Origin of the sequence: Streptomyces sp. CA-179760 (assembly GCF_050937045.1) — a bacterium.
In the GTDB taxonomy this organism is placed as follows: Bacteria; Actinomycetota; Actinomycetes; order Streptomycetales; family Streptomycetaceae; genus Streptomyces.
Genome location: NZ_JBNJLZ010000001.1, coordinates 1,765,110 through 1,786,116 on the forward strand (window position 1 = coordinate 1,765,110; position 21,007 = coordinate 1,786,116).

Annotated in this window: 17 protein-coding genes, 3 pseudogenes and 1 riboswitch; of the genes and pseudogenes, 7 read left to right on the plus strand and 13 right to left on the minus strand. The window is 71.9% G+C overall.

All coding sequences use genetic code 11. The features are described from left to right. Nucleotides 1-77 precede the first annotated feature (77 nt). Both ACQEV8_RS07755 and ACQEV8_RS07760 read right to left on the minus strand, forming a co-directional pair. Complete coding sequence (locus ACQEV8_RS07755; protein ID WP_432958441.1) at nucleotides 78-230, minus strand: SCO1431 family membrane protein; 153 nt, start codon at nucleotides 228-230, stop codon at nucleotides 78-80. A 91-nt stretch (nucleotides 231-321) separates the two neighbouring features. After that, a complete protein-coding gene (locus ACQEV8_RS07760) occupies nucleotides 322-1,701 on the minus strand; it encodes a peptidase C39 family protein (RefSeq protein ID WP_432958443.1) in 1,380 nt (459 codons plus the stop codon). A 210-nt stretch (nucleotides 1,702-1,911) separates the two neighbouring features. Here ACQEV8_RS07760 and ACQEV8_RS07765 point away from each other — a divergent pair, with 210 nt between their 5' ends. Continuing rightward, the gene (locus ACQEV8_RS07765; protein WP_432972523.1) at nucleotides 1,912-2,568 is read left to right on the plus strand and encodes a uridine kinase family protein; all 657 of its coding nucleotides are present in this window, start codon (nucleotides 1,912-1,914) and stop codon (nucleotides 2,566-2,568) included. Nucleotides 2,569-3,000: 432 nt separating this feature from the next. Beyond that, complete coding sequence (locus ACQEV8_RS07770) at nucleotides 3,001-4,863, plus strand: AAA family ATPase (protein ID WP_432972526.1); 1,863 nt, start codon at nucleotides 3,001-3,003, stop codon at nucleotides 4,861-4,863. A 210-nt stretch (nucleotides 4,864-5,073) separates the two neighbouring features. Here the strand turns inward: ACQEV8_RS07770 and ACQEV8_RS07775 are convergent, their stop codons facing one another. From ACQEV8_RS07775 to ACQEV8_RS07815, 9 genes are all read right to left on the minus strand, one after another. Then, nucleotides 5,074-6,150 (minus strand): hemolysin family protein, encoded by a 1,077-nt coding sequence (locus ACQEV8_RS07775; protein WP_432958445.1) that lies wholly within the window; start codon nucleotides 6,148-6,150, stop codon nucleotides 5,074-5,076. Next, nucleotides 6,147-7,481, minus strand: a complete 1,335-nt coding sequence (locus tag ACQEV8_RS07780; protein WP_432958446.1) for a hemolysin family protein — start codon at nucleotides 7,479-7,481, stop codon at nucleotides 6,147-6,149. Before ACQEV8_RS07780 ends, ACQEV8_RS07775 begins: the two co-directional genes overlap by 4 nt. Before the next feature lie 246 nt (nucleotides 7,482-7,727). Further along, nucleotides 7,728-8,180: a PH domain-containing protein gene (locus ACQEV8_RS07785; RefSeq protein ID WP_432958447.1), complete on the minus strand. Its 453-nt coding sequence runs from the start codon at nucleotides 8,178-8,180 to the stop codon at nucleotides 7,728-7,730. A 13-nt stretch (nucleotides 8,181-8,193) separates the two neighbouring features. Further along, nucleotides 8,194-9,042 carry an ATP phosphoribosyltransferase gene (hisG, locus tag ACQEV8_RS07790; RefSeq protein ID WP_432958449.1) on the minus strand — a complete coding sequence of 283 codons (849 nt, stop codon included), beginning with the start codon at nucleotides 9,040-9,042 and terminating at the stop codon, nucleotides 8,194-8,196. Nucleotides 9,043-9,097: 55 nt separating this feature from the next. Continuing rightward, on the minus strand, nucleotides 9,098-9,370 hold the full coding sequence (locus ACQEV8_RS07795; protein WP_003988914.1) for a phosphoribosyl-ATP diphosphatase: 273 nt from the start codon (nucleotides 9,368-9,370) through the stop codon (nucleotides 9,098-9,100). Nucleotides 9,371-9,404: 34 nt separating this feature from the next. Next, nucleotides 9,405-9,890 (minus strand): 6,7-dimethyl-8-ribityllumazine synthase, encoded by a 486-nt coding sequence (gene ribH, locus ACQEV8_RS07800; protein WP_328337377.1) that lies wholly within the window; start codon nucleotides 9,888-9,890, stop codon nucleotides 9,405-9,407. A 56-nt stretch (nucleotides 9,891-9,946) separates the two neighbouring features. After that, nucleotides 9,947-11,236, minus strand: coding sequence for a bifunctional 3,4-dihydroxy-2-butanone-4-phosphate synthase/GTP cyclohydrolase II (locus ACQEV8_RS07805; protein ID WP_432958452.1), 1,290 nt, complete (start codon nucleotides 11,234-11,236; stop codon nucleotides 9,947-9,949). After that, entirely contained in the window at nucleotides 11,233-11,877 is a 645-nt protein-coding gene (locus ACQEV8_RS07810; protein WP_432958454.1) for a nicotinamide mononucleotide transporter family protein, read from the minus strand. The genes ACQEV8_RS07805 and ACQEV8_RS07810 overlap by 4 nt, the downstream gene beginning before the upstream one ends. Then, a complete protein-coding gene (locus ACQEV8_RS07815) occupies nucleotides 11,874-12,482 on the minus strand; it encodes a riboflavin synthase (RefSeq protein ID WP_432958455.1) in 609 nt (202 codons plus the stop codon). Before ACQEV8_RS07815 ends, ACQEV8_RS07810 begins: the two co-directional genes overlap by 4 nt. A gap of 146 nt (nucleotides 12,483-12,628) precedes the next feature. Then, nucleotides 12,629-12,759, minus strand: a riboswitch (FMN riboswitch). 252 nt (nucleotides 12,760-13,011) lie between these two features. On the opposite strand from ACQEV8_RS07815, the gene ACQEV8_RS07820 reads away from it, so the two are divergent. Then, entirely contained in the window at nucleotides 13,012-13,899 is an 888-nt protein-coding gene (locus ACQEV8_RS07820) for an RNA polymerase sigma-70 factor (protein ID WP_432958457.1), read from the plus strand. A gap of 120 nt (nucleotides 13,900-14,019) precedes the next feature. Beyond that, nucleotides 14,020-14,795: pseudogene (locus ACQEV8_RS07825) on the plus strand (SDR family oxidoreductase). Nucleotides 14,796-14,850: 55 nt separating this feature from the next. Here the strand turns inward: ACQEV8_RS07825 and ACQEV8_RS07830 are convergent. Beyond that, nucleotides 14,851-16,085: pseudogene (locus ACQEV8_RS07830) on the minus strand (ROK family transcriptional regulator); the annotation flags it as partial. Between the two features lie 134 nt (nucleotides 16,086-16,219). Here ACQEV8_RS07830 and ACQEV8_RS07835 point away from each other — a divergent pair. Together ACQEV8_RS07835 and ACQEV8_RS07840 are read left to right on the plus strand one after the other, a co-directional pair. Beyond that, nucleotides 16,220-17,428 carry an MFS transporter gene (locus ACQEV8_RS07835; RefSeq protein WP_432958459.1) on the plus strand — a complete coding sequence of 403 codons (1,209 nt, stop codon included), beginning with the start codon at nucleotides 16,220-16,222 and terminating at the stop codon, nucleotides 17,426-17,428. Nucleotides 17,429-17,537: 109 nt separating this feature from the next. Beyond that, nucleotides 17,538-18,920: a uracil-xanthine permease family protein gene (locus tag ACQEV8_RS07840; protein ID WP_432958461.1), complete on the plus strand. Its 1,383-nt coding sequence runs from the start codon at nucleotides 17,538-17,540 to the stop codon at nucleotides 18,918-18,920. A gap of 54 nt (nucleotides 18,921-18,974) precedes the next feature. Here ACQEV8_RS07840 and ACQEV8_RS07845 read toward each other — a convergent pair. Further along, a pseudogene (locus tag ACQEV8_RS07845) lies at nucleotides 18,975-20,109 on the minus strand (glycoside hydrolase family 6 protein). Nucleotides 20,110-20,284: 175 nt separating this feature from the next. Here ACQEV8_RS07845 and ACQEV8_RS07850 point away from each other — a divergent pair. Further along, nucleotides 20,285-20,989 (plus strand): DUF5995 family protein, encoded by a 705-nt coding sequence (locus tag ACQEV8_RS07850; RefSeq protein WP_432958463.1) that lies wholly within the window; start codon nucleotides 20,285-20,287, stop codon nucleotides 20,987-20,989. The last annotated feature ends 18 nt before the right edge of the window (nucleotides 20,990-21,007 follow it).

Consider the following 21,007-nt stretch of genomic DNA (forward strand, 5'->3'; position numbering starts at 1 on the left):
GGGCGAGGCGGGACATGCGCAGTATGGCAGGTCGGAGGGCCGGGTCGCGGGTCAGGTCACAGCGGTCCGGGACAGGGTCAGAGCAGCCCGAGTTGGGTCACGAGCATCGCGACGACCACGACGAGCGTCCAGCCCATGACATGCTCGGCGATCCTCGGGCCGTCGTCCTCGGGGCCGCCTGTGCGGACGCCTGTGGCGGCGGTGGCGGCGGTGACTGAGTGTGCGGTCATGGCTTCTCGCTGATCCGGTGGGGCGGGCGGACTTCCCCCGAAGTTCCGCCCACCTTGCCACCCGGGGCGGCTCTTGCGGCCGAGAGCTTGGTCACACGCGTACGCCCACGGCTGTCAGCGCCCTGCGTTGAGCCGCGGTCGGGCGCGCCGGGAAGTACAGGTAGCAGACACCGCCGGTGCCGGAGACGACCTTGCCCGAGGCGTTGTACCGCTTGGTCCGCAGCCAGATGTTCTCCCACTCACGCCGCCGGTAGACGCGCCGCACGGCCGCGTTGCTCGCCGAGGCGGGATCGTTCGCGATCACGTCGCCGCCGGCCGTGAAGCCGATGACCGTCATCAGGTGCCCGGCGGTGCCGTACCCGGCGCCGGTCAGCTCCTCCTTCAGGAAGGACTGGGACGTTATGGCCGGGATGCCCGCCGCGATCAGCGTCTCCAGCTCGGTGAGCGAGCCGAGCCGGGTGACCACGGCCTGGAGATCCTTGAACGTGGCCGCGTAGGAGGCGTTGAACGGCCAGTTGCCGCAGCCCGCGTACTGGTAGTCGTAGGTGAACCTGGCCGCGTGGCACACCTGGGGATCGGTGAACGAGGGATCCACCCAGGCAAGCTGCTCCGGGGTGAGCCGGCCGCCCCAGTACTCGATGATCATCTGGGAGGAGGTCGGGCTGCACCAGGCCTCGCCGCCGTTGTCGTACTCGGGGTAGCGGCCCTTGTGGATCTCCTGCGAGTACCGCGGGACGTCCAGTTCCTTCGCGAGGCCGGGCGCGGACGCCGGGACGGTGAACCGGTCCGGGACGTCGGAACCCATCGCGCCGAGCCGCCACACGGTGGGCGTGGCCTTGCCGCCGGGCTTGCGGTACAGGGTCAGACGCAGGCGGTAGGAGGCCAGGCGCAGACCCGTCGCCGGGTCGTCGACGGCCAGCGTGTCCGTCCAGACGGTGCTCTTGCCGTCGCTCTGGCCGTCGACCGAGGTGCGCCGGATGTCCTTGTCGCCGGACGCCCAGCGGCCCATCACGTACCAGGGGCTGCTGGTTCCGTCGGTGTAGGTGCCCTTGAGCTCGGCCTGGATCCAGGTGCCGGCCGGGGTGCGCGCGTTCCAGGAGACGATCGCCTCCGTCGCGGGGACGGTGAGGCGGTGGACGGGGGACGTCCAGGTGCCGTACTCCCAGGAGGCGGTGGTGCCGGTGTGCGGGTCCCGGTAGTCGGTGGTTCCGGCGGGCTTCGCGATCACCAGGCCGGGGCGGTCGCCCGCGACAGCGCGGGCACCCCGGGCGGTGCCGCCGCGCCAGTCGCCGTAGGAGGCCCAGGCCCGGTTGTCCACGGTGCGGGCCGGGACCGCACGAGCGGGATCTGCGGTGTCGGTCGTCATGAGGATCTCGGTGTCGGCGGCAGCCGGACCCGCGCTCGCGGTGACGGCGGCGACGACCGCGGCGGCCAGGACGGTTCTGCGGGACGGCTGTTCGGCTCTGCTCATGGCGGGGACCCCCGGATGTCGGAGTCGGGCAGGGGCGGGGCAGGTCCGTTGCACGGTCGGTCGCACATGCGTGTGCGCCACATATGAGCACAGCCCGCCGGGTCCTGCCAGCACTTCGACCCGCGCCACGCCCACCAATATTGGCGTCGACCAGTGGCAGGAGCCGTGGGCTGCGTGGTCACTCCCCAGGTCGTTAGAGTGCTGCGCGAGATGAATCCGTCCTTCCGCCCCGCGCCGGGGCCCGCCGTCCGCGACCTGGCCTCCCGGATCCGCCGCCTCTCCCCCTCCTGCGGCCCGGTCCGTCTCGTCGGCGTCGACGGACACGCCGGATCGGGAAAGACCACGTTCGCCGAACAGCTGGCCGAGGCGCTCGGCGGCGCGCCGGTGCTGCGCCTCGACGACATCGCCAGCCACGACGAACTGTTCGGCTGGGCCGGACGGCTGCTGGACCAGGTGATCGATCCGCTGACCGACGGCCGGACCGCGCACTACACCCCTTACGACTGGCGCGCCCGCGGCTTCGGCCCTCCGCACCCCCTGCCGCCCGCGCCGGTGATCCTCGTCGAGGGCGTCGGCGCGGGACGCCGGGCGCTGCGGCCCCACCTGGCCCTGCTGCTGTGGATGGAGCTGCCGCGCGAGGAGGCCTGGGCTCGGGGACGGTCGCGGGACGGTGAGGAGCAGCGGGAGTTCTGGGACGGGTGGGTCCCGGCGGAGCGGCGGCATTTCGCCGACGATCCCTCGCGGCCCTTCGCCGATCTCCTGGTACGGCAGGGAGAGAAGGGGTACGAGGTGTTTCCGGGGCCCGCTGGGACTGCTGGAACGGACCAGTTCCTCACGCACGGTGACGGACCGCCCGCAGTGTGCTGAACTTGTGAATGCGCTTGCGGTTCAACTTGTTGGAGTGCTTCAACTCGGCTTGACCGGTGGGCCGTACAGGACTTACGTTCTCAATGTGCGGCCATTCGGAGCCGCCCACAGACGCGAAGCCCCCGGTTGTTCCCCCGTGATCGGGGGCTTCGTTCTGTCTTCTTCCGTTTTTCCGGCCCCCGCGAGGCGCCGAACGCTCACACTCGGTCACCGTGCGTCGGTCCGCCGCATCCGCTCCCACCTCGGTGAACGACCCGTGCGGCACCCTTCGGGGGCGCCGCCCCCGCAGGTACGATGCCCTCGTCGCGACCTACGGCCGGTGGCTCCGCGCACCTCGCAACTCCGGTCCGTGGCACAGCGGTTCGAGCAGGGAAGCCGGCCGGGGGACGGCTCGTTGGCATACCGACGGGGGCACGGTTCGTGGGGGACGTGATGGACTTCGGCACGCAGGGCCCGCAGGCCCCGGCCGACCTCGCCTGGCTGCGAGGCGTCGATGCCTACACCATGGGCGCCTATCCGCAGGCGGAGGAGGAGTTCCGCGCCGCCGTGGGGACGGATCCCGGGATGGCCGACGGCTGGCTCGGGCTGCACGCGCTGCGCGTCGACACGACGACCGCGCTGCTCAGGATGTTCCGGCACCGGGACCGCTTCGGTGAGCAGCGCTCCCGCTACCGCCGCACCCTCAACTCCTGGTACTGGCTGGGCTGGTGGGTGCAGCCCGTGCTGGAGAGCCCCCGCGACCTGCTGCTCGCGCACGCCTCCCACTGGCTGGACGGCCGCCACGTCCCCGAGCTGGACCGGGCCCTCGCCGGGCTGCCGCCGGTGGACACAGACGCCCAGGCCCGCTTTCTGCACGCCTGCCGCGCCTATCTGGTCAAGGACTGGGAGCAGCTGGTCCGCCACACCGACCCGCTCGTCGACGACCCTGTGCTCGGCATCGAGACGGGGCTCTTCGGCGGCATGGCCCGGGTCCGTCTGGAGATGTACGGCCAGGCCGAACCGCTGCTGTCCGCCGCGCTGATGCGCTGCCGCAGCGAGCAGCCCCAGCGCAAGGAGCTGCGCTACTGGCTGGCCCGGGCACACGAGGGCACCGGCCGCAGCGCCGCGGCCCTCCCCCTCTACCGGGCCGTGCACCGCGTCGACCCGGCCTTCATGGACACCTCGGCCCGGCTCGCCGCGATCGCCGAGGGCGACGGCTACGACGACTCCGCCGACCTCGCGGCGATCACGCTCCCGGGCCTCGGCCAGGACGCCGTGGACGGGCCGGACGGGTTCGACCCGCTGTTCGGCACCGAGGGCCGCGACCTGAGGCTGCCCGACCTCGAGCCGCCGGGCTCCGCCCCCCTGCCGCCGGTGGCGGACCCGGCCGTGCGCGAGAGGTTTTCCCCGGGACCGTCCCTGCCCGCCGGGCCCACCGATCCCGCGTTACTGGAGGAGGCACTCGCCGAGCTGGAGCGCATGGTCGGTCTGGAGCCGGTGAAACGCCAGGTCAAGGCGTTGTCGGCGCAGCTGAACATGGCCCGGCTGCGGGCCGGGCAGGGCCTGCCGGTCCAGCCGCCCAAGCGGCACTTCGTCTTCTCCGGCCCTTCCGGCACCGGCAAGACCACCGTCGCCCGTATCCTCGGCCGCGTCTTCTACGCCCTCGGGCTGCTCGGCGGCGACCATCTTGTGGAGGCCCAGCGGGCCGACCTGGTCGGCGAGTACCTCGGGCAGACGGCGGTGAAGGCCAACGAACTGATCGACTCGGCCCTCGGCGGCGTCCTCTTCGTCGACGAGGCGTACTCGCTGTCCAACTCGGGCTACGGCAAGGGCGACGCGTACGGCGACGAGGCTCTCCAAGTGCTGCTGAAGCGGGCGGAGGACAACCGCGACCACCTCGTGGTGATCCTGGCCGGCTACCCGGAGGGCATGGACCGTCTGCTCGCCGCGAACCCCGGACTGTCCTCCCGCTTCACCACCCGCGTCGACTTCCCCTCCTACCGTCCCCTCGAACTCACCGAGATCGGCAAGGTGCTCGCGGCGGAGAACGGCGACCACTGGGACGAGGAGGCCCTCGACGAGCTGCGGTCCATCGCCGGGCATGTGGTCGACCAAGGGTGGATCGACGAACTGGGCAACGGACGGTTCCTGCGGACGCTGTACGAGAAGAGCTGTGCGTACCGGGATCTGCGGTTGTCCGTCTATCCCGGGGTGCTGGGCAGGGAGGACCTGGCGACGTTGCGGTTGCCGGATCTGATGCAGGCGTACGGGGAGGTGCTGTCCGGGCGGGGGCCGCAGGATCCGCCCGGACGGTGAGAACCGGCGTGGGGCGGCCGGGCCTAGTGCCTGTCGTTTGGATCAGGTCGCAGGAAACTGACGGTTCCTGGAAATCGCCGGTGAGCGGGGTCTGGTGCGTGCGGTTGCAAGGCGGAGAAGGGCGGCGATGCGGAGCATCGGCAACCGACGACAACGCGGCAGATGCGCGTGCCGGACCCCGCGTCTGCGGCCTGGTCCAAACGACAAGCCCTAGGTCGCCAGCACCTCCTCGCCGGACCTCGGCTCGGTCAGCCTGATCTCGGGGACTTGCCGGTGCGCGGGATCCCGCACCTCCCCCACCAACAGCTCCAGCGCGTCCTCCAGCGCGACCAGCCCGAGCACCTTCCCCGAACCGTCGGCCACCTGGGCCAGGTGCGTCGCGGCCCGCCGCATCACCGTCAGCGCGTCGTCCAGCGGCAGCTCGGACCGCAGTGTCGTCATGGGCCGCCACAACTGCTGCGGCACGGCCCGGTCGGAGTGCTCCAGGTCCAGGACGTCCTTCACATGCAGATAGCCCATGAACGCCCCGTTCTCCGCCGCGACCGGGAACCGGGAGTACCCGGTCCGGGCCGTGAGCTCGACGATGCGCCCGGGGGTGACGGACGGGCTGACCGTCACCAGGGACTCGCGCTTGAGCAGGACGTCCGTGACCGGGCGCGAGCCCAGCTCCAGGGCGTCCTCCAAGCGTTCGGCCTCCTCGGGGTCGAGCAGGCCCGCCTGGCCGGCGTCCTCCACCAGCCGGTTGAGCTGCTCGCTGGTGAAGACGGCCTCCACCTCGTCCTTGGGCTCGACGTGGAAGAGCCGCAGGATGCCCTGGGAGACCGCGCCGAGCGCGGCGGTGATCGGCTTGCAGAAACGGGCGAACCAGACCAGGCCGGGGCTGAGCCACAGCGCGGCCTTCTCGGGGGCCGCCATCGCCAGGTTCTTCGGGACCATCTCGCCGATGACGAGGTGGAAGAAGACCACCGCGGCGAGGGCGATGACGTAGGTCAGCGGGTGGATCATGCCGTGCGGCAGATGCACCCACTCGAAGACCGGCTCCAGCAGATGCGCGACGGTCGGTTCGGCGACCGCGCCCAGGGTGAGGGAGCAGATCGTGATGCCGAACTGGGCCGCCGCCATCATCTGCGGCAGCCGCTCCAGGCCGTACAGCACCTGCCGGGCCCGGGCGGTGCCGAGGGGTTCGATCTGGCTGCGGCGTACGGAGACGAGCGCGAACTCGGCGCCGACGAAGAAGCCGTTGGCGAGCACGAGCAGCGCGGCGAAGAGAAGTTGGAGCACGCTCATCGGACGGCCTCCACCATGGCGGCCACCGGGGCCGTCCGCACGAGCCGGACCCGCTCCGCGCGGTAGTGGCCGACCTGGCGCACCGACAGCCGCCAGCCGGGCAGCTCCGCCTTGTCGCCGACGGCCGGGATACGGCCCAGCAGATCGGCGATCAGGCCCGCGACGGTCTCGTACGGGCCTTCCGGCACGTCGAGGCCTATGCGGCGCAGGATGTCGACACGGCAGCTGCCGTCGGCGTCCCAGGCGGGCCTGCCGTCCTCCGGCGGCGCGGAGGCCAGTTCGGGCAGGTCGTGTCCGTCGTGCTCGTCGCGGACCTCGCCGACGATCTCCTCGACGATGTCCTCCAGCGTGACGACACCGGCCGTGCCGCCGTATTCGTCGACGACGACCGCGATGGGCTGCTCGCTGCGCAGGCGGGCGAGCAGCGGCCTTACGGGCAGCGTCTCGGGGACGAGCAGCGCCGGGCGGGCGATGCGGCCGACGGGGGTGCGCAGCCGGTCCCGCACGGGCACGGCCAGGGCGTCCTTGAGGTGGACCATGCCGACGACCTCGTCGATCTTCTCCCGGTAGACGGGGAAGCGGGACAGGCCCGTGGCGCGGGTCAGGTTGACCACGTCCTCGGCGGTGGCCGAGGACTGCAGGGCGCTGACCTTCACGCGCGGAGTCATCACGTGCTGCGCGGTCAGCTCGCCCAGCGACAGGGTCCTGACGAAGAGGTCGGCCGTGTCCTGTTCCAGGGCGCCGGCCAGGGCCGAGTGGCGGGCCAGGGAGACGAGTTCGCCGGGGGTGCGGGCGGAGGCCAGCTCCTCGGTGGGCTCGATTCCCAGGGCGCGGACGAGCCGGTTCGCGACGGCGTTGAGGCCGGCGATGACCGGGCGGAAGAGCCGGGCGAAGACATGCTGCGGGCCCGCGACGAAGCGCGCGACCTGAAGCGGCCTGGACACCGCCCAGTTCTTGGGCAGGAGTTCGCCGATCACCATCTGCACGGCGGAGGCCAGCAGCATGCCGACGACGACCGTGACACCGGAGACGGCTCCCTCGGGTATGCCGATCGAGGTGAACGGGCCGTGCAGCAGCTCCGCGAGCGCCGGTTCGGCGAGCATGCCGACGACGAGGGAGGTGATGGTGATGCCGAGCTGGGTGCCGGAGAGCTGGAAGGACAGTTCCTTGAGTGATTCGACGACGCGGTGGGCGCGTCGGTCGCCCTCGGCGGCGGCCTTCTCGGCCTCGGGCCGCTCGACCGTCACGAGTCCGAACTCGGCCGCCACGAAGAATCCGTTGGCGAGAATCAGCAGGAACGCGGCTGCCAGGAGCAGCAGGGGGGTGGTCATGATGCCGCCGCCTCCGCAAAGTCGCGTACCTCGAGAACGAGGTCCGCGCTATGTCGGCAGGGGGCGGCGCAGGTACTACAGGACGATCCGTCCATCGCCGGAGAGGGTCACTCCTCGGTTAGCAGGGGCCCCTGTGCACCGGGCGGGGCAGCAGAGGCGGAGGCGCATCCGTGCGCGCCTCCGCCAACAGATTAATCAAGACACGGCCCGGTGCGGCAGTGGCGACCGCCCAGTGGTTTCCCCGAGTCAGCTCTGCTGCCGTTCGTTCGCCACGGAACGGGCCTCGGCGAGCGCCCGCAGCGCCCGGGCGTCGGCGATGGCCCGCTGCCTCGCGATACCCGGCTGAATACCGAGGACAGGCAGGCTGGTGCCGTCGCTGAGGTTGAGGAACACCCAGGGGTCGCCGGGCCGGAGAGTGACCTGAAGGATCTCGGCCCACTCCAGCCGGCGCTTGTTCGTGAGGTTCACCACGGTGACGCCGGACTCGTCGGCGACGACCTTGGGCCGGGCCAGCAGGAGCAGCACCGCGTCCAGCAGAAGCGCCGTGACGACGAAGCTGAGGCGCTCGGCGGGGCTGAGCTGCTTCAGCAGCATCGCGACGGCCGTGATCACGACCAGGATCGCGACGGCGGCGGAGAGCAGCACCGCGCGGGTGCTGCCCGGCCGGAAAGTGACGGGCAGAGTGGGCAGATCGGACATCGGTGTACGCCCCTCAGAGACGGCAGGCGTGGATGGCCGTGGTCAGGATGGCCCGGGCACCGATGTCGTAGAGGTCGTCCATGATGCGCTGCGCCTCCTTGGCGGGGACCATCGCGCGGACGGCGACCCAGCCCTCGTTGTGCAGCGGGGAGACGGTCGGGGACTCCAGGCCGGGGGTGAGGGCCACGGCCTTCTCCAGCTGCTCCACGCGGCAGTCGTAGTCCATCATCACGTACGTCCGGGCGACCAGGACGCCCTGGAGGCGGCGCAGGAACTGCTGCACCTTGGGGTCGTCGGCGTCCGCGCCGGTGCGGCGGATCACGACGGCCTCGGACTTCATGATCGGCTCGGCTACGACCTCGAGGCCCGCGTTGCGCAGCGAGGTGCCGGTCTCGACGACGTCCGCGATGACCTGGGCGACGCCGAGCTGGATGGCGGTCTCGACGGCGCCGTCGAGGTGGACGACGGAGGCGTCGATGCCGTGGTCCGCGAGGTGCGCCGCGACGATGCCCTCGTAGGAGGTGGCGACGGTCTTGCCGGCGAGGTCCGCCAGGCCGCCGACAGTGCCGGGCTTGCAGGCGTAGCGGAACGTGGAGCGGGCGAAGCCGAGGGGCAGGATCTCCTCGGCTTCGGCGCCCGAGTCGATGAGCAGGTCGCGGCCGGTGAGACCGATGTCCAGCTGGCCGGAGGCGACGTAGATGGCGATGTCGCGGGGGCGGAGGTAGAAGAACTCGACCTCGTTCACCGGGTCGACGATCCGCAGCTCCTTGGATTCCCGGCGCTGCTGGTAGCCGGCCTCATGCAGCATCTCCGCCGCAGGGCCGGACAGGGAACCCTTGTTGGGGACGGCGATGCGCAGCATGAGGTCGGCTTCCTTTGCGTGGTGTCTTACGGGAACGGGTGCGGCGGGCCGCGGCTTACAGGTGGGCGTAGACGTCGTCGAGGGAGATGCCGCGGGCGACCATCATCACCTGGACGTGGTACAGCAGCTGCGAGATCTCCTCGGCGGCCGCCTCCTTGCCCTCGTACTCTGCGGCCATCCAGACCTCGGCGGCCTCTTCTACGACCTTCTTGCCGATGGCATGGACGCCCTTCTCGACCAGTTCTGCGGTGCGGGAAGTGGCGGGATCGCCCTGGGCGGCCTTGTGCTGGAGCTCGGTGAAGAGCTCCTCGAACGTCTTCTTGGACATGGTGACGCTCAGCCTATGCCACACACCGCTTTCGTCAGCGCCAGGGTTCGGATACCGAGCGGAGGGTGGCCGCGGTCGCCACCGCCGCCGTCACCGCCTCGTGTCCCTTGTCCTCGTTCGAGCCGGGCAGGCCCGCGCGGTCCAGGGCCTGCTCGTCGGTGTCGCAGGTCAGCACGCCGAAGCCGACCGGGACGCCGGTCTCGACGGACACCTGAGTCAGGCCCTGGGCCACGCCCTGGCACACGTACTCGAAGTGGGGCGTGCCACCGCGGATGACGACGCCCAGGGCCACGATCGCGTCGTAGCCGCGGCCCGCGAGGACCTTGGCGACCACCGGGAGCTCCCAGCTGCCGGGGACCCTGAGTAGGGTCGGCTCGTCGATGCCCAGGTCGTGCAGGGCGCGCAGCGCGCCGTCGACCAGACCGTCCATCACCTTCTCGTGCCACTGTGCCGCGATGACGGCGACCCGGAGGTCACCCACATTGCGTACGGACAGTTCCGGTGCACCCTTGCCGCTCACGTCTCTCCTCAGAGCTTTCTCACTGCCGACTTGCTGTGCTGTCTCGCTGTGCTGTCTTACTGGTTGCTGCAGGCCGGCACGGTGGTCGTGTCGAGCCAGGGCAGGTCGTGGCCCATCCGGTCCCGCTTGGTGCGCAGGTAGCGGAGGTTGTGCTCGCCGGCGCTCACGGGCATCGGCACACGCGCCTTGACGGCGATGCCGTGGCGGACGAGCGCGTCGGTCTTGTCGGGGTTGTTGGTCAGCAGCCGCACGCCGCGCACGCCGAGGTCGGCGAGGATCTGGGCGCCGGCGGCGTAGTCGCGGGCGTCGGCGGGCAGGCCGAGTTCGAGGTTGGCGTCCAGGGTGTCGCGGCCGCGCTCCTGGAGCTCGTAGGCGCGCAGCTTGGACATCAGGCCGATGCCGCGGCCCTCGTGTCCGCGCAGGTAGACGACCACTCCCCTGCCCTCGGCCTGGATACGGGCCAGGGAGGCGTCCAGCTGGGGGCCGCAGTCGCAACGGGCGGAGCCGAAGACGTCGCCGGTGAGGCACTCGGAGTGGACGCGGACGAGGACGTCGTCGCCGTCGCCGATCTCGCCGTGCACGAGGGCGACGTGCTCGACGCCGTCGACGGTGGAGCGGTAGCCGTACGCCGTGAAGGTGCCGTGGGCGGTGGGCAGCCGGGTCTTGGCCTCGCGGCGGACGGTCGGCTCGCTGCCGCGGCGGTAGGCGATCAGGTCCTCGATGGAGATGATCGTCAGGCCGTGCTTGCGGGCGAAGGGGATCAGCTCGGGCAGCCGCAGCATCGTGCCGTCCTCGCCGGCGATCTCGACGATCGCTCCGGCGGGACGCAGGCCCGCGAGGCGGGCGAGGTCGACGGCGGCCTCGGTGTGGCCGTTGCGGGTCAGGACCCCGCCGGGCCGGGCGCGCAGCGGGAAGATGTGGCCGGGGCGGACGAAGTCGTCGGGCCCCGAGACGCCGTCGGCGAGCAACTGGAGCGTGGTGGCGCGGTCGGAGGCCGAGATGCCGGTGCTCACGCCGTGCGCGGCGGAGGCGTCGACGGAGACCGTGAACGCGGTCTTCATCGACTCGGTGTTGTCCTCGACCATCTGCGGCAGGCGCAGCCGGTCGAGTTCGTCGCCCTCCATGGGGGCGCAGATCAGGCCGCGGCACTCGCTCATCATGAAGGCGACGATCTCCGGGGTCGCCTTCTCTGCGGCGATGACGAGGTCGCCTTCGTTCTCCCGGTCCTCGTCGTCGACGACCACGACCGGGCGGCCGGCCGCGATGTCGGCGATGGCCTGCTCGACGGGGTCGAGCGCGAAGTCCTCGACGTGGTCGGTGTTGTACATGACCGTTGCGGCGCTCATGCCGGCGCTCCTTCCAGGGTGGGCTGTGCTGCCGCGCGCGAGCGCAGCCACCAGTCGCGCATGCCCCACAGGACGAGCGCGCCGTAGATGATGTAGACGAAGCCGGAGAAGGCGAAGCCGTTGGCGAAGTTCAGCGGGACGCCGACCAGGTCGACCAGCAGCCAGGCGAACCAGAACTCGACCATGCCGCGGGCCTGGGCGTACATCGCGACGATCGTGCCGACGAAGATGTACGCGTCCGGCCAGGGGTCCCAGGAGAGGCTGGGGAAGGCGGTGAACAGGCCGCCGACCGCGAGGGTGCCGACTGCGGCCGCGCCGGCCAGTGCCCCGCGCTCGCGCCAGGTGGCGAACCGTACGGCGATGGAGCCGTCCTGGGCCTGCCGCCGGCCGCGGTTCCACTGCCAGAAGCCGTAGGTGGCGACGAGCATCACGACGATCTGCTTGCCGGCGCTGCCCGCGAGGTGGGCGGTGGCGAAGGCCGCGAAGAGGATGAGGCCCGAGAGGAACTGGGTGGGCCAGGTCCATATGGAGCGCCGCCAGCCGAAAGCCAGGCCGATCAGACCGATCACGTTGCCGATCATGTCCGACCACTTGATGTGCTGGCCGAAGAGCGTGAAGGCCTCGGAGTTGAGCCAGTTCACCGGTCCGCCCCCCGCACACGGTCGCCCATCATCCGCTCGACGTACTTGGCGATGACGTCCACCTCGAGGTTGACCGGGTCGCCGGGGCCCTTGTGGCCGAGCGTGGTCAGGGCGAGGGTGGTCGGGATGAGGCTCACGGTGAAGTGGTCGGGGCCGGCGTCGACGACGGTGAGGCTGATGCCGTCGACGGTGATGGAGCCCTTCTCGACCACGTAGCGGGTGAGGTCCGCGGGGAGGGAGATCTTCACGATCTCCCAGTTCTCGGACGGCTTGCGCTCCAGGATCTCGCCCGTGCCGTCGACATGGCCCTGCACGATGTGCCCGCCGAGGCGTTCACCGACCGCCATGGGGCGTTCGAGGTTGACGCGGGTGCCGACCGCGAGGGCGCCCAGGCTGGAGCGGTTCAGGGTCTCGGCCATCACGTCGGCGGTGAACTCGTCGCCCTCGTGGTCGACGACCGTGAGGCAGACGCCGTTGACCGCGATGGAGTCGCCGTGCTTGGCGCCTTGGGTGACGACGGGACCGCGCAGGCGGAAGCGACAGGCGTCGTCGAGGGTCTCGACGGCCGTGACCTGGCCCAGCTCTTCGACGATTCCGGTGAACACTTCCCGGGTCCTCCTGCCTCTTGGGGCACGGACTCCGGGGCTGTCGATGACGACAGATGTACGAGCAGAGACACCGGGGGTGACGCCGGACGGAGCCCGCCCCGAGGGGACGGACCTCTTCGGCGGCACGCACGTATGCCTGCCCGCCGCGCACTGCCTCCCATCCGGACTTTAACCGTCGGTCCAGGAATTTCACCTGGTCAACCGATCGCTGGAGGCGACCGGGTCGCGGACTGTAACCGCCGGTTCGGACTTTCACCGACCCCGGAGTGCGCTGCTACTGGTACACGGCCAGTGTGCCACGCCTGATCGACGTTCAAAGAGGCGATCGGTGTGGGCTGCCTCACAGACCGTGTTGCCGCGCTCACCGGGCTTGGTACGCACCTATTGACGATGTGGTCTAGTCCTTTCTAGGGTCGGCCAGGGTTGGCAGGCCCCCGCGGACCGGCCCGGCGACGGTGACGACGGCCCTTGCCCGTCGCCGGGCCTCCCCACGCCGCGCGGACGGCGTTCTGGCAGGGTGAGCCCCATGACCACCACGACCGCCGACGAGTTCGAGGTCCACCGGCCCCGGCTGTTCTCGCTCGCCTACCGGCTGCTGGGCTCCGCCGAAGAGGCCGAGGACGCGGTCCAGGACGCGTATCTGCGCTACAGCGGCGCCGACCGTACGGGGATCGAGCATCCGGCGGCCTGGCTCGCCAAGGTCGTCACGAACCTCTGCCTGAACCGGCTGACGTCCGCTCGCGCCCGGCGCGAGCGGTACGTCGGGACCTGGCTGCCGGAGCCGGTGGTCACCGGGGACGGCGCGCTCGGTCCGCTGGAGTCGGCCGAGCAGCGGGACGCCGTGTCGATGGCGATGATGGTGCTGCTGGAGCGGCTCACGCCGACCGAGCGGGCGGTGTACGTGCTGCGGGAGGCGTTCGGGTACGGGCATCGGGAGATCGCCGGGGTCCTGGACCTGGGCGAGGCGAACTGCCGTCAGCTGTACCGGCGGGCCGTGCGGCGGGTGGGTGAACCGCAAGCCCGTTTCGAGCCCGCGTCCGAGCAGCAGGAGGAGCTGGTCGCGTCGTTCATCACGGCGGCCCGCGACGGCGACCTGGCCGGACTGGAGAAGCTGCTCGCGGCCGATGCCACGTGGTGGAGCGACGGTGGCGGCAAGGTCACCGCGGCCCGGTGGCCGATCGAGGGCGGTCCCAGGATCGCCCAGTTCCTGGCGGGCGGAGGCCCGAAGTTCTCGGTGGGCCTGGACTTCACGCCGGCCGAGGTCAACGGCGCGACAGGGCTGGCGACCTGGGCGGGCGACACGCTCGTCGGGCTGGCGGCGTTCGAGGTGCGCGACGGGCTGGTCACCGGGGTGCGGGCCGTGGTCAATCCCGAGAAGCTGGGATTCGCGCGGCGTCAGCTCGCCCGGTCGTAGGACCGTCGGGCGCGGTCGCGGGATCGCCGGGTGGGTCTGTCACATTCGGCAGGGGTGTTCGGTCTCAGCTGTCGAGGGGCGCTCCGGCCGGAGTGCCCGGCCTCGAAGGGACTGAACGGCATGACCACGATCCTGGTGACCGGTGGCACCGGAACACTCGGCCGGCTCGTCGCCGAGCGGCTGCGCGCGGACGGGCACGAGGTGCGGGTGCTCAGCCGGCACACCCAGCCGTACGCGGTCGACCTGCGGGAGGGCGGTGACGCGCTGGACGCGGCCGTCGCCGGTGTGGACACGATCGTGCACTGCGCGTCGGCGCAGAAGGGCGACGAGCAGGCGGCGGCGAACCTGATCAGGGCGGCGCGCGGGGCCGGGGTGCGGCACCTCGTCCACATCTCGATCGTGGGCGTCGACCGGGTGCCCTTGGGCTACTACAAGAGCAAGCTCGCCGTGGAGCGGCTGGTCGAGGAGTCGGGGCTCGGCTGGACCGTGCTGCGGGCGACGCAGTTCCACGACCTGCTGGTCATGGTGCTGCGGGGGCTGTCGAAGCTGCCGGTCCTGTTCCTGCCGGCCGGGGTCCGGGACCAGCCCGTCGAGGTGGCCGAGGTCGCGGACCGGCTGGTCGAACTGGCGGCGGGTGAACCGGCGGGGCGGGTCGAGGACCTGGGCGGGCCGGAGGTACGGACGTTCGAGTCGCTGGCTCGCGCCTATCTGAAGGCGTCCGGCCGGCGCCGGGCGGTGGTGAACGTACCGCTGTGGGGTGCGGCGTACCGGGGCTTTCGGAGCGGGGGCATCTGACGCCGGGGCGGGCGGTCGGCACGGGGACATTCGAGACGTATCTGGCGGGGCGGTTCGGGGGCCGGCAGGTGCGGACGGGGAGCGGGCGCTCGCGGGGGTAGCAGGTACTCGGCCGGTGGCCCGGGGCGCTCTACCGGCGCCGGCTCGGCCGCTCCCCGGGGTGAAGAGTTCCTCTTGGGCACGGTCACGAGCCGTGAGGAGGGCGCCGCGCAGGACAGCGCCGCCGCCCAGGGTGGTGGTCCGCACCTCCGTGGGCAGGGGCGTCATCCGGGCGATGCGGTCCTGCACCCGGCCGGCGAGCTCCTCGCCACCGGCCTGCCCGACCTCGCCCCCGAGCACCACGCACCCGGGATCCAGGATCGCCACCACCGAGGCGACCCCGACGGCGAGACGGTCGGCCAGGGCGTCGAGGAAACGGGCGGCGGGGGTGGCGGACGGCAACGAGGACACCTCGTCCCTGCCCTCCGCCCCCGCACCTGACCCACCGCGGCCCGCACCACACCCACCGCCGCCCGTACGACCCCCACCACCGACGGCTCCTGCCCCGGCCCTGCCGGAACCCCGTGCTCCGCCGCCAGGTCCACGACCGCGGTCGACGCCGCCAGGCCGTGGAAGCCGCCCTCGCAGTCCGTCGCGGAGGGCAGCGTGGTCGCGCCCGGGACCGGGAGGAAGCCGATTTCGCCGGTGCCGCCGGAGGCGCCGCGTCGTAGCGCGCCGTCGAGCACCACGGCCGCACCCGTGCCGTGGCCCAGCCACAGCAGGACGAAGGTGTCCCGGTCCCGGGCGGCGCCGTCGCGCTGCTCGGCCAGCGCCGCGAGGTTGGTCTCGTTCTCGACACTCACCCGCGCCTCGGGCAGCCGCTCCTGGAGGGCGGCGACCAGGCACCGGTGCCACTCCGGCAGCCCGGAGGAGTCACGGAGTTCGCCGCTGGCCGGGTCGATCAGGCCGGGCGCCCCGATGCCGACGGTGTGCAGCCGGTCGGCGCCGGCCTCTTTGACCACCCGCTCGACCAGCGCGACCGCCTGTTCCACGGCGGGACCCGGCGCCATGTCACCCCCGATGGGCACCGAGGCCTCGGCCAGCACCCCTCCCACCAGGTCGGCGACGGCGACCGAGACACCCTCGGTGCGTACGTCCAGCGCGGCGAGGTGCGCCCGGTCGGCGACGATGCCGTACACCTTGGCGTTGGGCCCGCGCCGCTGCTCCCCCGCCTCGCCGACGACCGCGATGAGACCGGCGACGGTGAGGCGTTCGACGAGGTCGGCGACGGTCGGCCGGGACAGACCGGTGAGCTGCTTCAACTGCCCTGCCGTCAGCGGGCCCTCCTGCTGGAGCAGACGCAGGGCGAGCCGGTCGTTGATGGCCCGGGCGGTGCTCGGGGATGCGGGCATGCCGGGATCCTTCCAGATCGGCGGGTCCGTCGGCCGTGGCCCGCCGGGAAACCCTCTTATTATCAGGCAGGGTTCCTGATAGTTTACGCCCCGCATGACGTGAGCGCGGCAGAGACCTGGAGGGGGACCGCAGAATGGGCAACGTGGTCGACGAACTGCGCGAGGTGAAGCGCTCCCGGTACGCGGTGGCCGCGGTCTTCGCCGTGCACGGCGCCGTGACCGGCTCGTTCGCCACCCGCGTGCCCTGGATCCAGGACCACGCGGGCGTGAGCGCCGGGCAGTTGGGGATCGCGCTCGCCTTCCCCGCGCTCGGCGCGTCCGTCGCGATGCCGCTCGCCGGCGCCGTCAGCCACCGGTTCGGGGCCCGCAACGCGCTGCGCGGGCTGATCGCCCTGTGGACCCTCGCGCTGGTCCTGCCGTCCCTCGCTCCGAACCTGCTCACACTCTGCCTGGCCCTGTTCACCTACGGCGCGACGGCAGGCATGGCGGACGTGGCGATGAACGCGCTGGGTGTCGAGGTCGAGAACCGCCTCGGCCTGTCGATCATGTCCGGGCTGCACGGCATGTGGAGCGCGGGTGCCCTGATCGGCTCGGCGGCCGGCACGCTCGCCGCGCACCTCGGCGCGGACGCCCGGCTGCATCACGTGCTGGCCGCCGCGGTCCTCACCGTCATCGGCGTGGTGGCCTGCCGGTGGGTGCTCGACCTCCAGCCCGCCGAGGACGAGGAGCCGCCGCCGAGGTTCGCGCTGCCGCCCCGGTCGGCGCTGCTCATCGGCGCGATCGGGTTCTGCGCGGTGTTCGCCGAGGGCGCGAGCCTGGACTGGTCGGCCGTCTATCTGCGCGAGCGGCTGGAGACCTCCGCCGGTCTCGCGGCGGCGTGCACGACGGGCTTCACGCTCACCATGGCCATCGCCCGGTTCGCCGGCGACAAGGTCGTGGACCGCTTCGGTGCCGTACGGACCGTACGGGTCAGCGGTGTGCTCGCCGTTCTCGGCGGTCTGCTGATCGTGGTCGCGGACCGTCCGGCGGTGGCCATGAGCGGGTTCGCGCTGATGGGTCTGGGCATCGCGGTCGTCGTACCGCTGTGCTTCGCGGCGGCGGGCCGCAGCGGCTCCAACCCGAGCCTGGCCATCGCGGGCGTCGCGACCATCACGTACACCTCGGGACTGATAGCGCCGAGCGCGATCGGCATGCTGGCCCAGGCGACCAGCCTGATGGTGTCGTTCTGCCTGGTGACGCTGCTGTCCTGCGGCCTGGTGGCGTTCGCCCGGGTGCTGCGCCCGGGCGACCGGGCGATGATCAGCCGGCCGGAGGCCGCGGCGGTCCCGGACCCGCGGCCCTGAGCGGACGCCCGGCCCAGGGACGCCCTGATCAGCCCCGGTCACCAGCACCGTCGGCGCACCCGGACAATGGTCCGGATACTCACACGCACGACGAAAGCGATACCGCACCATGGATCTCGGCGTCCGCTGGAAACTGCACGGCGGCGACGGACGCACCCCGGCGCCCGGCGCGGTGGTCCGCCCCGACGAGCGGCTCACCTGGCCCCGCACGGCCGGGCTCGGCGCCCAGCATGTGGTGGCCATGTTCGGGGCGTCCTTCGTGGCTCCGGTCCTGATGGGCCTGGACCCCAATCTCGCGATCATGATGTCGGGCGTCGCGACCATCGTGTTCCTGCTGGCCACGCGCGGCCACGTGCCCAGTTACCTGGGCTGCTCGCTGTCCTTCGTGGGGGTGGCGGCGGTCATCCGCGCACAGGGCGGCAGCAGCGCCACCGTCACCGGCGCGGTCTTCGTCGTCGGCGTCGCCCTGTTCCTGGTGGGGCTCGCCGTGCGGCGGTTCGGGGCGCGGATCATCCACGCCACGATGCCGCCGATCGTGACCGGCGCCGTGGTGATGCTGATCGGCTTCAACCTCGCGCCGGTGACGGCCTCGACGTACTGGCCGCAGGACCAGTGGACGGCCCTGCTGACGATGCTGTTCACCGGCCTGGCGGTCGTCTGTCTGCGCGGTTTCTGGTCCCGGATCGCGATCTTCCTGGGGCTGGTCTTCGGATACGGCGTCTCCTGGGTGTTCGACCTGGTCTTCGGCAAGATCCACTCGGTGGACGCGAGCGGCAGGCTCACCGACCACTGGCGGCTCGACCTCTCCGGCGTGGACAAGGCCGACTGGATCGGGCTGCCGACGCTGCACGGCCCGTCCTTCGAGTGGTCGGCGATCCTGGTCGCCCTGCCGGTCGTCATCGCGCTGGTCGCGGAGAACGCCGGGCATGTGAAGGCGGTCGGCGAGATGACCGGCGAATCGCTGGACAACAGGCTCGGCACGGCGATCTCGGCCGACGGCGTCGGCTCGATGCTGTCCACAGCGGTGGGCGGCCCGCCCAACACCACGTACTCCGAGAACATCGGCGTGATGGCCGCGACCCGCGTCTACTCCACGGCCGCCTACTGGGCCGCCGCCGGCTTCGCCCTGCTCTTCGGCGTCTGCCCGAAGTTCGGCGCGGTCGTCGCGGCGATCCCGGGCGGGGTGCTCGGCGGCATCACCGTCATCCTGTACGGCATGATCGGCCTGCTCGGCGCCCAGATCTGGCTGAACGCCAAGGTGGATCTGCGCAATCCGCTGAACCTGGTCCCGGCGGCGGCGGGCATCATCATCGGCGTCGGCAACGTCACCATGAAGTTCACGGACACCTTCTCGCTGAGCGGCATCGCGCTCGGCACGATCGTCGTCATCACCGGCTACCACGCCCTGCGGGCCTTCGCCCCGGCCCATCTTAAGACACAGCATCCGCTGCTGGACGAGGGCACCTCGTCCTACGACGAGGGCAAGCCGTAGCGTCCTGCGGCGTGGCAGCGTGTCGGCGTCCTACGACGGGCCGATGCCGTGGCCCTACGGCGAGGCCAGGTCGTAGGCGTACGACGCCGTGAAGGTCCCCGGCCTGCCCTTGCAGCCGTCCGACTCCCCGGGCAGCTTCACCCACAGATAGGCGTCGATCCGGGCCTCGCCGGTGCCGAGGGTGGGTGTCCGGCCCAGCTTGCGGCCCGACGGGTCGCACCACTGACCGTCGGCCGGGGCGCCGTTGCCGTTGCGGCTGGTGTCGATGACGGCGCCCAGGCTCGCCGGGCCGCCGAGGGCGTCAAGGACCCGCTGGTCGTAGGCGACCTCGTCGGCCGTGGTGTGGAAGTTCGAGACGTTGCTGAAGATCCCGTCGGAGGACTCGGGCGAGGCGGCTCCGGCCTGCCGCAGCCAGGCCGCCTGCTTGTCGGGCGCGTTCCAGCCCGAGTGGCCCGCGTCGAAGTACACGCGTGCCCGGGGGTTGGCGGCCTTCAGGACACGGCCGGCCCGGGCCAGCGAGGCGAAGCGGTCCGCGCGTGCACCGGCGGAGAGGCACTCGGTCTGGGCGACCGAGTCCGGCTCCAGGACGACGATGACCTCGCCGGAGCCCAGCCCCGCCGCGAAACGGTCGATCCAGGCGTCGTACGCGTCCAAGTCGGGCGCCCCGCCCTGGGAGTGGCCGCCGCAGTCCCGGCCGGGTATCGCGTACGGCACGACGACCGGCACCCGGCCCTGCGCCGCGCCGCCGGACGTCACCGCGGCGACCCGGGCGGTGAGCGTGTCCGGGGAGTAGTCGGCGAACCAGACGGCGGCCGGCCGGCCGGCTATGCGGGACGCGATGACCGCGTGGCGCGGGTCGCCGTCGTGGGCCCGGATCCAGTCGAGCACCTGGGAGTCGGGGTGGCGGTAGAGCCGGCCGGTCACGGCACCGGCCGGCTTCTGCTTCTGCTTCTTGGTCTCGGTCCTCGGGGTGAGGGCGCGCGTCCGGCGCTCTTCGTCGAAGACGGTGTGGGCGGGGCGGAGCCGGAGACCGACGGGGACGCCGACGGCACCGCGGGCAGGGGCGCGAAGCGGTGCGAGGCCGACACCTCCGGGGCCGGGCCTCGTCCGAGGACCGCCGGTCGCCCACCGCGGAGAGCGCCCCGGCGACCACACCGGCCGCGACCACGACGGAGGCCGCCACGACCATCGCGCCGCGCCGGACCGCGCGCCTGCGCTCGGCCCTGCGGGCGGCCAGGCGCTGGGCACGTAAGCCTGACACGGTGCTGCTCCCCCTCCCCCTGCGGCGGGCGGCGTTCCCCCGTTTCGGGGAAGCGCCGGGCCAGCCGGTACTCCCGCCAGCCTAGAGCTGGGACTCTGCCCGCATGCCGCGATGCGAACAAGTCCCCTCAGCCTTGGACACTCCGGTCGACGGAGTCATCTCCCGTATGCGCGCCCTCGACGCTGCCCTGCACCCCCGGGACGGGTTGGCGGTCTTCAACCGCGTCTACCTCGCCGTGACGGAGGCGGTGGACCGGTGCATCGACACGGGGCGGTTCGCGGACCCTCATGCCGCGATCACGCTGGACGTACGGTTCGCGGAGCGGTACCTGGAGGCCGTCGAGGCGGCGGCCGGCGACCGGCGCCCACCCGCCTGCTGGCGGCCGCTGTTCCAGTTCCGCCGCCATCCCGGCGTACGGCCGTTGCAGTTCGCCCTCGCGGGCATCAACGCGCACATCGGGCACGATCTCGCGCTGGCCGTCGTGGACACCTGCCGTACGCTCGGCTGCGCACCCGCCGACCTGGAGGACGAGTTCGACGCGGTGGGTGACCTCCTCGTCTCGCTGGAGGAGCGCATCCGCGAAGATCTGATGCCGGGCCCCGACCTCCTCCAGATCGCCGACCCGCTGACCCATCTGCTCGGCTCCTGGAGCCTGGACCGCGCCCGGGACGCCTCCTGGGCGGCGGCCCGGGCCCTGTGGGCGCTGCGCGGACTCCCCGACGTGGCCCAGGAGTTCACCGAGCATCTGGACGCGGCGGCGGGCCTCGCGGGGCGCATGCTGCTCACGCCCCTGCCCGAGTACTCCTAGCCTCCCGGTACTTCTGCC

Coding starts and splice junctions, on each gene's coding strand:
- ACQEV8_RS07780 (WP_432958446.1), bottom strand. CDS start 7,481: ATGACCACCCCCCTGCTGCTCCTGGCAGCCGCGTTCCTGCTGATTCTC.
- ACQEV8_RS07760 (WP_432958443.1), bottom strand. CDS start 1,701: ATGAGCAGAGCCGAACAGCCGTCCCGCAGAACCGTCCTGGCCGCCGCG.
- ACQEV8_RS07775 (WP_432958445.1), bottom strand. CDS start 6,150: ATGAGCGTGCTCCAACTTCTCTTCGCCGCGCTGCTCGTGCTCGCCAAC.
- ACQEV8_RS07785 (WP_432958447.1), bottom strand. CDS start 8,180: ATGTCCGATCTGCCCACTCTGCCCGTCACTTTCCGGCCGGGCAGCACC.
- ACQEV8_RS07840 (WP_432958461.1), top strand. CDS start 17,538: ATGGATCTCGGCGTCCGCTGGAAACTGCACGGCGGCGACGGACGCACC.
- ACQEV8_RS07755 (WP_432958441.1), bottom strand. CDS start 230: ATGACCGCACACTCAGTCACCGCCGCCACCGCCGCCACAGGCGTCCGC.
- ACQEV8_RS07795 (WP_003988914.1), bottom strand. CDS start 9,370: ATGTCCAAGAAGACGTTCGAGGAGCTCTTCACCGAGCTCCAGCACAAG.
- ACQEV8_RS07770 (WP_432972526.1), top strand. CDS start 3,001: ATGGACTTCGGCACGCAGGGCCCGCAGGCCCCGGCCGACCTCGCCTGG.
- ACQEV8_RS07765 (WP_432972523.1), top strand. CDS start 1,912: ATGAATCCGTCCTTCCGCCCCGCGCCGGGGCCCGCCGTCCGCGACCTG.
- ACQEV8_RS07820 (WP_432958457.1), top strand. CDS start 13,012: ATGACCACCACGACCGCCGACGAGTTCGAGGTCCACCGGCCCCGGCTG.
- ACQEV8_RS07805 (WP_432958452.1), bottom strand. CDS start 11,236: ATGAGCGCCGCAACGGTCATGTACAACACCGACCACGTCGAGGACTTC.
- ACQEV8_RS07850 (WP_432958463.1), top strand. CDS start 20,285: ATGCCGCGATGCGAACAAGTCCCCTCAGCCTTGGACACTCCGGTCGAC.
- hisG (WP_432958449.1), bottom strand. CDS start 9,042: ATGCTGCGCATCGCCGTCCCCAACAAGGGTTCCCTGTCCGGCCCTGCG.
- ACQEV8_RS07835 (WP_432958459.1), top strand. CDS start 16,220: ATGGGCAACGTGGTCGACGAACTGCGCGAGGTGAAGCGCTCCCGGTAC.